Source organism: Alkalimonas collagenimarina (genome assembly GCF_030717845.1).
GTDB lineage: Bacteria > Pseudomonadota > Gammaproteobacteria > Enterobacterales > Alteromonadaceae > Alkalimonas > Alkalimonas collagenimarina.
In genome coordinates this window covers 1-14025 of sequence record NZ_JAUZVZ010000040.1, presented here as the reverse complement: position 1 = coordinate 14025, position 14025 = coordinate 1, and the positions used below count along the sequence as shown (strand labels likewise).

Sequence of the window (14025 nt, the reverse complement as noted above, 5' to 3'; positions counted from 1 at the left end):
AGCTCAGGCTGGTTTTTTTATGTCTGGTTGAGAGGACTAATTCCCCCTGGCAGCCTTAATATCGGCCAGCAGCTGGCGGACATCGCTGCGCTGCAGTGATTGCTCAACAGGCTCTGGCAGGCGGCGCTGCCAGTTTGGGTACTCCGTGCTGGTGCCCGGCACATTGACCGGCGTATCCACCAGCACCAAATCTTCCAGTTGAAACGCCATCAACGTCGCTGGCGTCCCGGCAACAAACAGGTGGCTGCGACGCACCAACTCAGCAAAGTCGTCCGAAGGCAGTGCCAATTGCTGGCGCATAATCTGCTTTTCATCCAACCGCAACCGGTGCAATTGCTCAGCCACTTCAGCACTAGGGTATAAATCCAGCTGATGGCGCAAGGCTAAATCATGCTCTTGCCAGTAGCCAACCATGGTTGGCATATCGTGCGTGCTGACGGTCGCCATCGAGCGGGCCGGGTAGGTTGACGCCGAATGCTGGTAGCTGCTGTCTTTTTGCTCCAGCAAGAACACCCGGTACGACAACACTTCATACTGCTCGAGCAAGCGGCTGATTTCTGCGGGCACCGTACCTAAATCCTCACCAATCACCACACAGTGATTGCGCTGACTTTCCAGTGCTAAAATGGCAAACAACTCTTCCGCCTGAAACTTCAGATAAGCACCTTCAGTCGCACTTTTTCCAACAGGGGTACACCACAGCCGCATCAATGCCATCACATGATCGATCCGTAACGCACCAGCATGCTGCATGTTGGCCTGCAGCAAATCGATCAACGGTTGATAGCCTTTGTCGCGAAGCTGCGTTGGATTGTAGGGCGGTAGCCCCCAATCCTGTCCCTTGGGTGCCATAATATCCGCTGGCGCGCCCACACTCAGGTTGAGATAATAGTTCTCAGGCTCGGCCCAGGTTTCTGCGCTACTCCGGTTGGTGCCAACCGCCAGATCTCGATACAAACCAATCGCCATGCCAGCCTGAATGCAGGCTTGCTGCGCTGCGGCGAGTTGGCGATAAGCCAACCATTGGGCATACAGTTGTTGTTGAATGGCATCCTGATGCTGCGCAGCAAAATCCTGTACCGCTGGCGACCCGGGCCGCTGGTACTCCGCCGGAAACTGCTGCCAACTGGCCATTTGCCAGTCTTTGGCAAACATCTGTTGCTGCAACACCTTATACACCACCAATTGGTACAAACTATCGCCACCCAGTTTGACAAAACGCTGAAATGCTTTGGCTCGCTCAGTGGTCACCACCAGCTCTTGTTGCTGAAATTGCTGAAACATCAGGCCAGTGATCCGCTGCTTTAACCGGCTCACGGTAGCGTAATCGACCGAGGCAGCCAGCCGGCATTGCTGCAACTGGCGCTGAAAATCAGCTGAATTCACCACCGCCTGCACAGGCTCTGCTTGATACTCCGGCTCCAGTGTTAAATCGACATACAAGCTATTGAGCCATAAACGGCTGTTGGGGCTGTAAGGGCTGCAATCCTGCGGTAAGGCAGGGTACAGAGCATGCAAAGGGTTCAAACCAATAAAGTCGCAGCCCGCGTCGGCAAAATCAGCAGCAAGGCGGATCAGATCGCCAAAATCGCCAATGCCCCAGTTGTGTTCGGTATTCAGTGCGTACAGTTGAATGGCCGGGCCTGCCGTTTTACGAAAAATCGCTTTGTCCTGCAGTTGATAGCAGCGACTTGGCGCGACGATTAAGCGCTGCGTCAGCTGGATTGCTCCCGATGTCAGGCTAAGTTGATGATAACCGGTCATCAATGTAGCTGGGATCACCAGCTCAAATGCTAACCATAGTTGTCCTGCCACCTCAGTTTGCTGGCAGATATCCGCTTTGCTCAGATTCAGTTGGCCCTCGAGCACATCGCCCAATTCGGTGTGAATACGCCAATGCCAATCACTTTGCGCTTTCACCTCTGGCTGCTGCAAGCGGATCTGCACCGGCTGCTGTTGCTGCAGCACCGTGACAGGTTGCAGGTAGCGGGCCCATGGCTGAGTTTGTAACTGCTGGATATGATCAGCAATCCGCTCAGGGCTAGTTACATCAAAGCCCATAGCCACTAATACGCCTTCGATCACGTCTTGCCGAATATGCTCTGGCTTGCCATGCGCGTTGATATAGCTGTCCTGAACTCCGGCCAGCTCAGCCAAACGTTGTATCGGTTCCATTGTGCACCTGTTGCAATAAAGCGGCTACCCGGCAATCGAGTCAACTCGGGTCCGGCGAAATAAAAAACTACAGCAAGCATAAACAGACCCTCGCACGAAAGAAATGCACTGCATACGTATGCAGTGCTTGAAGGCAAAAAAACCTGTCAAATCATTGTCTCTTGGCTTTTTTTGCTGCATAAAAATACAAAGTGTTATGAAATCAACGAGTAAAAAACAACCAGTTGCACCAAACTGGTCGCTATCGGCTGGAAAATGCCCTGCAACCGTGCAGAATGTCTATTATGAATACGTATTCATGTTGTTGTTGCTCTCGAATAAGTTTAATAAATAGGGGGAATGCAGAATTAGCTGTCGCTAAAAATGTGGCAGACACAAAGAAAAACCAACACGGGGATAAAGGGCATGAACAAGTTTAAACTCAGTCTACTGACCATGGCGATGGCGACGGTAGGCTTAAGTCACTTCACTGCAGTGGCTGAAGATACTGAAACAGAACGGCTGACTCCAACCGAAGCTCGTGCAAAAGCACAAGAAGAAGCCGCGCTTGAAGTCATAGAGATCAGAGGATTTCGTCGTTCTGTGGTTGAATCCATCAATACCAAGCGCTTTTCAACCAATGTTGTTGAAGCCATTTCTGCAGAAGATATTGGCAAGTTACCTGACTCCAGTATTGCCGAATCCATTGCTCGTTTACCCGGCTTAACGGCGCAGCGACTTGATGGCCGCGCCAGCCGGGTCAGTATTCGTGGCTTTGGTGAAAACGAAAGTGCAACCACGTTCAATGGTCGCGAGCAAGTATCCATTGGTGATAACCGTGGCGTAGAGTTTGACTTGTACCCCTCTGAAATCATGAGCGGTGTCACCGTGTATAAAACACCAGGCGCCACGCTGGAAGCGGAAGGCATCGCTGGCGTGATTGATCTGCAGACCGTTCGCCCTTTAAACCGTGAGCGCACCGTGCAGTTTAATGGCCAAATTGAAAAAACCGGCCATAGCAAATTAAATCCGGATGGCGATGATACCGGTTACCGCGGTACCTTTTCCTACATCGACCAATTTGCTGATGATCGCTTAGGTATCGCCTTTGCATACACCAAGATGGACTCACCAAATCAGGAGAAACGCTGGAATGCCTGGGGCTACCCTGATATTGAAGTCGATGGCGAGCAATTTGCTATTCTCGGCGGTGCCAAGCCATTTGTGCGCTCCTCTACTTTAAAACGTGACTCCGCCATGCTGGTGGTCGAAGCACTGCCCACCGATAACCTACGTCTGGTGTTTGATGCACTGTATGTTGATTTTAGCGATGAGAAAATCCTGCGTGGTATTGAGATCCCATTTGCCTGGGGCTATGGCCGCGGCACTTCCGCCATCGAGATAGACCCGGCAACCGGCTTTGTCACTCAGGGCATGGTATCCGACGAGTACCTCGTTGTTCGTAATGATCAGGAAAGCCGTGATGCCAAGCTAAAATCCTTTGGTTTAAACATGGATTATGAGCTGAATGCAGACTGGAACTTGAACCTTGATGTCAGCCATTCTTCTGTGAAGCGCGAAATTTGGAGCTTTGAAAGTTATGCCGGTACTGGCCGTGGTGATAACTTTGGCGTCGGCGATGACCTGCGTTATGAGCTACGCCAAGGCAACTCAGGTGCGATTTTCACCCCAACACTGGATTACAGTGATTTCAATTTGATTCAACTGGGTGGCCCACGTAGTTGGGGCGCCAGTGCGGCCCTGAATGACAAATACCAATTGCAAGGCACACCACTTGAAAACGCTGCGCAAGATGGTTTTTTGAATACACCCACTGTTGATGATGAGCTGAATGCGTTTCGTCTGGCGGCTAGCCAGATGCTGGATGGTGGCGGCATTGTCAGACAAATGCATTATGGTGCATCCTTCCGGGCCCGCACCAAAGAAAAAGTGTCTGATGGTTTCTTTATGACCCTGAGCAACTTCCCGGATACCCTGGTAGTACCGGAAGAATACCGTTTGGGTTCAGTCGACTTAGGCTTTATTGGCATGGGCAATATGATTGCTTATGATTCAGGTCGCATGCTGCAAGATGGCTTCTACGATCTGCTGTCTGAAAGCCTGACCAACGACAGCCACTCCTTTAAGACCTGGAAAGTATCTGAAGATGTGTTGTCTTTTTTCACTCAGGCAGATATCGAGCTTGAGGTCGGCACTATCCCGGTAACCGGTAACGTTGGTGTGCGTTATATCCGCACAGAGCAAAGCTCACAGGGCACCGCATTTGGGAATGTTGATGGCCTGATCGTCTCCTCACCGACCGATGTGAAGCATAGTTACTCTCATGTACTGCCAAGCATGAACCTGATTTTTGATATTGCGGAAGATCAGTCCATTCGCTTTGGTGCTGCCAAAACTTTATCTCGTGCCCGTCTGGACGAAATGAATGCTTCAGTCGGTGCCACTTATAACCAGCAACCGGATGATAACGGCAACTTCTGGAGCATCGGTGGTGGTAACCCGCTACTGGAGCCAAAAGAAGCCATTGGTTTGGATCTGTCTTACGAGAATTATTTCAGCGATGCCGGTTATTTTGCTGTCGCTTACTTCTGGAAAGACTTGAAGAACTGGATTTTTGACGGTACCTATGAAGTGGAACTGGATGGTGTCGCTGATCCGAGTACGGGCCAAATCCCGGCAACCTCGACTGCGACTGGTTCAGGTAAAGTCAACGGTGGCGGTGGCAAGCTGCAAGGTTTGGAACTGTCGGTGTCATTACCCTTTAACGTATTCAGCGATGCACTGGATGGCTTTGGCTTACTGGCCAGCTACACCTTCATCGATCAGAACGTGAAGATGCCAAATGGCAATGACTATGAACTGCCTGGTCTGTCAAAAAGAATCCAATCCTACACGATGTTCTACGAGAAAAGTGGCTTCCAGGCCCGTGTCAGCGCTCGTATTCGTAGCGACTTTAAAGGCGATGTCTATGGCCTGGGCTTTGATACCCAGCAAGTCGATATCGATGGCGAAACCATTATCGACGCGCAAGTTGGCTTTGACTTTGGTGAGGCAGGCTTTGAATCCCTGGCTGGTCTTTCAGTCTACCTGCAAGCGCAAAACCTAACCAATGAGCCGTTCATCACCACCGAAGGCAATGCCCTGCGGATACGCGACTATCAGGATTATGGTCGCAACTTCCTGCTAGGCTTTAGCTATAAGTTCTGATGAAAAGCTAGTTTGCATCAAGCCCCTGAGCTACTTTAGTAGACAGGGGCTTTTTATTGGGTAAGAAAAAATGACATCACACCGTATTCAAAAGCTGGTGATTGTTGGTGGCGGTACCGCGGGCTGGATCAGTGCATCGCTGCTGATGAAAATGCTGGGCAAAGCCATTCAGATTACCTTAGTTGAGTCAGAAGACATTGGCATCGTCGGGGTGGGTGAGGCAACCATTCCACCGATAATGAACTTTAATATGGCACTGGGTATTGATGAAACCGAGTTTCTGCGCGAAACCAAAGGCAGCATCAAGCTCGGTATTCAATTTGAAAATTGGGGCCAGCTTGGCGATTCGTACATGCATGCGTTTGGCACTATCGGTAAAGAGTTCCCGTCTTGCAGCTTTCACCATTTCTGGCTGCGCAGTCAACAAGCTGGTATGGGTTTCGATTTTTGGGATTTCTCACTGGCGTATCAGGCAGCGAAAAAAAATAAGTTTGCTAAATTGGGCCGCATTGAAGGCGTGAATCTACCGGGCCTTTCTTATGCATATCATTTCGATGCAGGCCTCTATGCCCGGTACTTACGGCGCTACAGCGAAAATCTGGGCGTAAAACGCATTGAAGGCAAAGTCGAGCAGGTGCAGCTAAACCCGGACAACGGCGATGTGCAAAGTTTGCAATTGGAAAATGGCCAGCAAGTGCAGGGAGATCTATTTCTCGATTGCACCGGTTTGCATAGTTTGTTGATCGAAAAAACGCTCAATACCGGATTTGAAGACTGGTCACACTGGCTCCCTGCCGACAGCGCCATGGCCGTGCCCTGTGAATCCGTGCAGCCTGTCACGCCTTACACCCGCTCCATCGCCCATGCCAAAGGCTGGCAATGGCGCATTCCGCTGCAGCATCGTATAGGCAATGGTTTTGTTTACTCCAGCAAGTACTGCAGCGATGAAGAAGCCCGAGCCACGCTGATGAATAACCTGGATGGCGCCGCGCTCGCTGAGCCGCGCATCATTCGCTTTAAAACTGGCCGTAGGTTGAAGCAGTGGAACCGCAATGTCATCAGCATTGGCTTATCCAGCGGCTTTTTGGAACCGCTGGAATCCACCAGTATTCACCTGATCCAATCTGGTGTGCTAAGGCTGTTAAAGTTCTTTCCCAATCACGGCATCTGCCCGGTAGAACGTGATGAGTACAACCGCCAGTCGAAAATCGAATTTGAGCAAATCCGCGATTTTGTCATTTTGCACTACAAGCTCAACCAACGCGGTGACAGCCAATATTGGAAAGACTGCCAACGGATGGAGATCCCTGAATCACTGCAACGGAAAATCGCGGTGTTTGCCAACAGTGGCCGGGTGTTCCGCGAGCAAGATGAGCTGTTTGCTGAAGTTGCCTGGCAGCAGGTACTGATAGGTCAGGGAATGATCCCTGACGACTACCACCCATTGGTCAATGCCCTGACCGAGCCTCAGCTGCAGGAGTTGCTGGAGCAACTCAAGGCTATTATGACCATGACCAGTGATAAGCTGGGCTCGCACGATGCGTTTTTGCGCACAGTCAGCAATTAACGGCTCAATCCAAGCGGTTTCACACCTTTGTGCAGCCGCAGATCCTTTCACAATCAATTGCACCAAAACAAAACTAAAGTTATGATACTTCACTTACAAATTTAACATTTATAGGTGCTACTTCACACCCCAAGGACGAGGTGGTGCCACGGCATAATTCAGGAGACAGAATGCGTACCCTTCTCATCGCTGCCGCTTTGCTGGCAGCTGCACTATTTGCTTACTTCAAGCTGACTGCCAATGGCGTGGATCAAGCGGCAGACCAGCTTAGCTACGTTCCGGCAGACACCGCTCTGTTAACCGTGCAGCTGGAACCCTTCGATCTGGTGCACTACCTGAAACAGGTGCAATTGTACCCGCAGGATCCGCAACAAACGCTGGATATGTTAACCAGCATGTTCAGCACGACAGATAATAACAGCGGCCACTTCCTCAGTGCCTTGCTGGAAACCTATCTGGAGCTGATGGAGCAACCTGAGCAACTGACTGAGCTCACCGGCATCAACCACGAATTCCGCAGTTTATTCTATCTGGTTGGTTTATCCGTAGTCAGCCGGGTTGAGTTGGCCGATGAGCAGGCTTTCTGGCGCTTTTTCGACCGTGTTGAACAGCAAAGCCAGCTCTGGCATCAGGCCGGAGAACTGGATGGCGTCGCCTACCGGCGTTATGCACTGTTTCCATTCAATGACCACAGCCTGGATTTATTGGTCACCAGTGGCGATGGCTGGGGAACTCTGGTACTCACATCATCCGGCTTTGACACGGCGCATCACGCCGAAGCTCTGGCCATTCGCCAGCCAGCCGATGCACTGAACTGGCAAAAAACCATCACCCCACTGGCCAAACGCTACCAACTGGATGAAGCCAGTTTTGGTATGTTGAGCAGTGCCGAGTTGTTCAAAGCCCTCACCAGTAACAACCAGAATCGCTTAGCCCGCGATCTGCATGCGCTGCTGGGCGATGATCTCGCAACCATCATGACCGGCTGGCATACCCCGGCCTGTCAGGCCGACACCGCCACCATCGCTTCCAACTGGCCGGGGATCTATTTTGATCAACAGCTAAATAAACAGCCAATGAGCAGCCGGATGCTGATTGCCAGCACTGACAAAACCGCTATGGCGTCCCTGGAGAAACTGCGAGGCTTTATTGCACCGCACGTGCAGCAGCCAACCAACTCCAGTCTGTTGCAATTTGGGCTGGGCCTGAATATTGGCCAATTGCTACCCACCATCAGTGAGTTATGGGCCGCCACCAGCAATGCCAGCTTGCAGTGCGCTCCGCTGGTTGAGCTGCAAGCCGCCATGAAAGCCAGCAACCCTCTGGCGGCATTGGCCATGGCCGGTATGGCTGGCTCGGTGAAAGGCGCTTCGTTTACCGTCAACGACATCCGGATAGACCCGGCCACCGGTATGCCCGCAGTTGTCGATGCCGTGTTCAGCCTGTCGGCCGACAATGCCCATAGCCTGCTGCAAAGTCTGCTGATGTTTTATCCACCATTGGCCGATATTCCTTTCCCGGAGCTGGGCGAAGAGCTAGAGCTGAACGAGATTTTTCCGGTGGCCGCTCAATTTGGCATGGCACCTAAACTAATGCTCAGTCAGGATCACGCGCTGATCTACCAAGGGGAACAAGCAAGCCGCCAGGCCAAAGCTATGGCAAGCACAGCACTTAGCCAAAATGGTCTGCTGCACTTTGGCATGAACTACGCCCGTTTATTTACCGCCATTGCCGAAGGCATGGCCGCCACAGGTGCTGAATTACCGCCCGAATTTGAAGCCCTGAAAGACAACCCGTTCCAACTGGATCTGAGTTTAGACATCGAAGCACAAGGCATAGCGATTGAAAGCCGAATGCATTTGGATGCCAAAGCAAACTAACCCTCCAGCAGCCCGGCTCAGCCGGGCTGCCTTAGCCATGCAGCCAAATGATGCTAAAGCTTTACAGCCAGACGCTTTTTACGTCACACTGGCATGACATGCTGCATGATTGGGTACTTCTATGGATTTTCGCACTAAAATCAAAGCGGATCGGCTGCGACAAAGCCGCCGTGCGGAGTTAACCAATGCCTTAGAAAGCGACCGGGGCCGGATTATTAACTCAGCAGCGGTACGCCGTTTGCAGCAAAAAACTCAGGTGTTTCCGCTAGAGCGCAATGCCGCCGTGCGTAGCCGCCTCACCCATTCACTGGAAGTACAACAAACCGGCCGGTTTATTGTTCAATCTATCTTTCGCAAGCTCAACCCTCAGCAGCTGGAAAGCTACGGTTTAACTGAGCTGGAGCGACCGATGGAATCTTTGGTCGAGATGGCCTGCCTGCTGCACGATGTCGGTAACCCGCCATTTGGCCACAGTGGTGAAAGTGCTATCAACCACTGGTTTAGCCATGCGTTGCCTGAATTAACCCGGCAACACCAGCTGCAACACAATACCCAGTGGCACACCTTAAGCACCGAGCTGGCTCAGTTTGAAGGCAATGCTCAGGCCATTCGATTAGTGCATAGTCTGCAGCGTATGAATCTGACCTACTCGCAAGTGGCAGGTATTTTAAAGTACACCCGAGTCGCTACCGCCAACCGACCAGACAGCAGCCATCCGCAAAGTTATTTGCAAAAGAAACCCGGCTATTATGTTGCCGAGCAGGAGTTTGTCGAAAAGCTGTGGCAAGAGCTTGGCACCGAAGCGCATTGCCGTCACCCGCTCACCTACATTATGGAAGCGGCCGATGATATTTCGTATTGTCTGGCCGATCTGGAAGATGCGGTAGAAAAAGGCTTGTTCAGCCTTGCTGAGCTCGCCCATCAATTGAATCAAGCCTTTGCCGAAAACGAGCCAGAAGGCAGGCTCATTGCCACCCACAATGGCGGCAGCGAGAGCTTTTCAGCCTTTGTTAAAGCGGCCCTTGATAAAGCGGCAGCCGAACCAATCAACCAAAACTCCGAGTTTTTTATTCAACTGCGGGTGAGCATGATCCACCCACTGGTACAGCATGCTGCTGAGCAATTTATCCAGCAGATAGAACCCGTCTACCACGGCAGTTTAAACCGAGCCTTGCTGGAAGATGGCAGCCAGTATCATGCCATTACCAACACCTTTAAGCAGGTTGCTCGTCAATTTGTATTTAACCAGCCCGAAGTAGAAACACTGGAGCTACAGGGGTTTCGGATCATTGCCGGTTTGCTCGAGAGCTACCAGCCCTTGTTGTTGCTGGCACGGGCTGACTTTACCGCTGTGCTCCAAAGTAAAGGCTACGCCTTTGCCCAAGAGCAACGGTTAGCCCATCGCTTACCCAACAAGCATGTCGCCGCCTATCAACAGGCGGTAACAGCAGAAACGGAACACCAGCTCGAGCTGTACTATCGCTGCCGGCTGTTACAGGATTTTATCAGCGGCATGACCGATCACTTCGCCTTTGATGAATACCAGGCGCTGGTGCTGTGTCAAAGCTAGGGAGAAGCATAGTCTCAGCATGAACCTGACGCGGCTTCATCAAGCATTGAGTGAAAACCTTGCTTCTTTTTCAGTTGCTGCCATGATTAGATCCAACACCTTAACGACGTTATAGCACCCCTACAGGAAGCAAATTGCATGGAAACAATCAATTATATGGCTATTGTAGCTGCGGCAGTTTCAGCCTTTTTAATCGGTGGGCTTTGGTACTCGCCATTGTTATTTGGTAAGGCATGGATGAAAGAAATGGGCTTCACCGATGCCGACCTGCAACAAGGCAATATGGCCAAGATTTTTGGCCTCGCCTTTATCTTTACCTTGATCATGGCGTTTTGTCTGGCGATGTTCTTAAATGATGCCAGCATAGGGGCTAGTGAAGGGGCCTTTTATGGCTTTCTGGCTGGTTTTGGCTGGATTTTTTTCGCTCTGGCGGTGAACAGCCTGTACGAGCGCCGCAGCTGGCGTTACAGCCTGATCAACGGCGGCTACTGGACTGTCGTTTTTACCTTGATGGGGTTTATTCTCGGCGCCTGGCGTTAAGTCATGGCTTACCGGGCGCCAAGGTAAGAAAAACTATGTCGGCACCAGCAGCACCTGCTGGTCTGCTGGCAGAAAAAATTTCTAATCATTGCCAATATAATCTGACACTTAGCAAGTATAGCAGCCAATCATTTAACACTAAAACCTATAAATAGCATGACATTAAAACCTATAAATAGTATAACACTAAAACCTATAATTGGGTTGTTACATACCATTTGGAAAAAGCATCATGAACGATGTATCACAAAAGCTGGCTGATTCACTTGAGCAATTACAATTGCTGCAGGACAACGGTGCCGTTGCCATTCAGTCTAAACAGCTTAGCCGGCTACATCGTGAACGATTACAAAAATATGGGTTTATCCGGGAAGTCATTCGCGGCTGGTACATTCCTGCCATGCCTGATGAGAAGCCTGGGGATAGCACCTCCTGGTACACATCATTCTGGGACTTCTGCGCGACCTATTTAACCGAACGCTTTGGATCTGAGTGGTGTTTATCACCGGAGCAATCCATCCGCTTACATATTGGCGACAGAACCGTACCACAACAACTGCTGGTGCGTTCCCCCAAAGGCAACAATAAGCCAACGACCTTCCTGCACAATACCTCTGTCTTTGATGTCAGACTCAACCTGCCTGATGCTGGCAACATTGAAACTATCGCAGGTCTGAATGTATACAGTTTAGCTGCTGCATTGGTGTACAGTGCCGCCAATCAGTTTGTGCATGCCCCAATCCAAATGAGAACAGCGCTGTCGATGGTGACAGATGCATCAGACCTGTTATCAGTTTTACTGCAGGGTGGCCATAGCGCTGTTGCTGGCCGCTTAGCCGGAGCCTTTCGAAATATTGGCCGGGATCTGATTGCAGACAACCTACTTAAAGGCATGCAAGCGGCCGACTTCAAGGTACAAGAGAACGATCCATTTCATGCAACAGTAAGTGTCCACTTTGGCCGCCGTGACATTTCGCCTTATGTGAACCGAATACGCTTAATGTGGGCGACTATGCGTGCAGCAATCATTGAGCACTTTCCTGCTTCAGCAAACCAGGCTATTGATATTGAAAGCTACATGGCGCACGTTGACGACAACTACCTGACCGATGCATACCATTCATTATCCATTGAAGGCTATCGGGTAACCCGTGAGTTGATTGAGCTCATCCGCTCAGGCAACTGGCAACCAGAAACATCTGATGAGAGTAAACAGCAACTGGATGCAATGGCTGCCAAAGGGTATTGGGATGCCTTTCAGGAAGTCAGAGTAGCTGTTCGAGCGGTGCTGGAAGGCAAAAACCCCGGAGAAGTATTAGAGCAAAGCCACAGCGACTGGTACCTGGCTCTATTTGGCCCAAGCGTGGCAGCCGGTATCATAAAAACAGCCGACCTAGCAGGCTACCGGACCGGGCCAGTCTATATTCGTCAATCAAAGCATACCCCACCAAGCCGGGAAGCAGTAAGGGATATGATGCCAACCTTATTTGACTTGCTGGCTGAAGAAGACAATGCCGCGGTAAGAGTGGTATTAGGCCACTTCATCTTTGTCTATATCCACCCTTACTTTGATGGCAATGGCAGGATGGGGCGGTTCATCATGAACCTGATGATGGCGGCAGGTCAGTACCCATGGACAATAATACCGGTAGAGAGACGCACGGAATACATGAATGCCTTAGAAGCGGCAAGCGTGCAACAGGACATCGTGCCCTTTACGAAATTTCTGGCTTCTTTGATAATGGCGGATCAGCGCTAAATCGCTTCATAAACTTTATATCTCGCTTATCTCACGCACTTCCAGTACATGCTTTATCGCCCGGCTCGATGCACTATAAATGTACTCATAATGCGCCGCTTGCACTACCGGCTCTAAAGCACAAGGTTTAAAGGCGGCAATACAGAAGCCGCCGGGGTGTCTGACGCTGTTGTAGAGCAAGCCAGCATGGTTATGTACTCGCTGCTTAGCAGCAAAAGCCTGGCTTGGAGCATAATCATCCGGATGATGCAGCGCAGCATAAGCTGCTGCGGTAATATCCATCATTGGCAACAGAACTCGGCCAACATACTCCCGCATATAGATCCGGCTATCCGGCTCGTTGGTTGCCGCCAGAAAGCGGGCTCTGTGATAAGCCGTTTCAGCAATCGCAGTTTTGCTGTTATTGGCAGCATAGTACACGCCATAGCTGCCATCGCTAAACCGACTGGGCCAGCCAACATGGGTGAACGCCGCCATGATGGGGGTAGTGCCAGGCCCGGCAATCCGTTCTTCAACTGGCACCAAAGCCAAATCACCCACTTCATCGCGCAGCCGGTCATTGGTCAGCGACTCGATGTAATAAGCAATCTCGTACTCGTCAGGATCGAGGATCCGTTCAAATAAAGCTATCGGCGGAAACCGGCTGGGGATAATGCGCCTGGCAGGCCACTCTACAGGCAGCAATTTCGGTTCAGCCACGCTGGGAATCCAGGTAACGACGCACCCGGGCCAAATCCACCAAACTACCAGCCAGCATCACCTCAAGCGCAGAGTGGCCAGCAAAAGCAGCATTCGGCTTTTTAATCCAGCTGTTGGCTTGCTCAGGTTGGGGGAATAGCAACTGCAACGCTTTGTAAATTCCCGAAATAAATGAAATACGATCCAGCGTATCCCGGCTCAGGCTACTCACCTTGCCATTACGCCAGTTATAGAAGGTGCTGCGCGCCGGCTCACCAAGCAATACCCGCATGTCCTTTTCCGACAACCCCCACTCCTGGCCAGCAATGTTCATAAACATCTTCATGGCGACAGGGCCGATTTTATCGGCATCGATGTTGGGGTTCAGAGCAAGCATGAAACACCTCTAACGGCTCAACTTATGATCAATAATAAGCCAAATACAAAAAATAGTCCAATTATGGACGAAAAAATAAAGAGCTTGGCTCTTGGAAGTTCGTATCTGGAGGGTAACTAACCAAGTCGTCCATGATCAGTAAACATCTTTCATAACTTAGTATTTTTTACCTGTCACGTTCCGAACCATTTGAACAGTCATACTGTTAAATACACTGTTGCCGACTAAAAAGAAAAAGCCAGCAAAAATGCT

General features: G+C 50.8%; 9 protein-coding genes. 6 read left to right on the top strand and 3 right to left on the bottom strand.

What is annotated here, in order from left to right; all coding sequences use genetic code 11:
- Nucleotides 1-36: 36 nt before the first annotated feature.
- The gene (malQ, locus tag Q3O60_RS17180; protein WP_305895160.1) at nucleotides 37-2175 is read right to left on the bottom strand and encodes a 4-alpha-glucanotransferase; all 2139 of its coding nucleotides are present in this window, start codon (nucleotides 2173-2175) and stop codon (nucleotides 37-39) included.
- 405 nt (nucleotides 2176-2580) lie between these two features.
- Between malQ and Q3O60_RS17175 the strand changes: the two genes are divergently transcribed.
- From Q3O60_RS17175 to Q3O60_RS17150, 6 genes are all read left to right on the top strand, one after another.
- Nucleotides 2581-5382, top strand: coding sequence for a TonB-dependent receptor (locus Q3O60_RS17175; RefSeq protein ID WP_305895159.1), 2802 nt, complete (start codon nucleotides 2581-2583; stop codon nucleotides 5380-5382).
- Between the two features lie 70 nt (nucleotides 5383-5452).
- Nucleotides 5453-6949 carry a tryptophan halogenase family protein gene (locus Q3O60_RS17170; protein ID WP_305895158.1) on the top strand — a complete coding sequence of 499 codons (1497 nt, stop codon included), beginning with the start codon at nucleotides 5453-5455 and terminating at the stop codon, nucleotides 6947-6949.
- Nucleotides 6950-7119: 170 nt separating this feature from the next.
- The gene (locus tag Q3O60_RS17165; RefSeq protein WP_305895157.1) at nucleotides 7120-8829 is read left to right on the top strand and encodes a hypothetical protein; all 1710 of its coding nucleotides are present in this window, start codon (nucleotides 7120-7122) and stop codon (nucleotides 8827-8829) included.
- A gap of 121 nt (nucleotides 8830-8950) precedes the next feature.
- A complete protein-coding gene (gene dgt, locus Q3O60_RS17160; protein WP_305895156.1) occupies nucleotides 8951-10399 on the top strand; it encodes a dGTPase in 1449 nt (482 codons plus the stop codon).
- Nucleotides 10400-10537: 138 nt separating this feature from the next.
- Nucleotides 10538-10939, top strand: coding sequence for a DUF1761 domain-containing protein (locus Q3O60_RS17155; protein WP_305895155.1), 402 nt, complete (start codon nucleotides 10538-10540; stop codon nucleotides 10937-10939).
- Between the two features lie 232 nt (nucleotides 10940-11171).
- Entirely contained in the window at nucleotides 11172-12698 is a 1527-nt protein-coding gene (locus tag Q3O60_RS17150; protein WP_305895154.1) for a Fic family protein, read from the top strand.
- 15 nt (nucleotides 12699-12713) lie between these two features.
- Here the strand turns inward: Q3O60_RS17150 and Q3O60_RS17145 are convergent, their stop codons facing one another.
- Both Q3O60_RS17145 and Q3O60_RS17140 read right to left on the bottom strand, forming a co-directional pair.
- The gene (locus Q3O60_RS17145) at nucleotides 12714-13397 is read right to left on the bottom strand and encodes an RES family NAD+ phosphorylase (protein WP_305895153.1); all 684 of its coding nucleotides are present in this window, start codon (nucleotides 13395-13397) and stop codon (nucleotides 12714-12716) included.
- Nucleotides 13390-13773, bottom strand: a complete 384-nt coding sequence (locus Q3O60_RS17140) for an MbcA/ParS/Xre antitoxin family protein (protein WP_305895152.1) — start codon at nucleotides 13771-13773, stop codon at nucleotides 13390-13392. The genes Q3O60_RS17145 and Q3O60_RS17140 overlap by 8 nt, the downstream gene beginning before the upstream one ends.
- Between the last annotated feature and the right edge of the window lie 252 nt (nucleotides 13774-14025).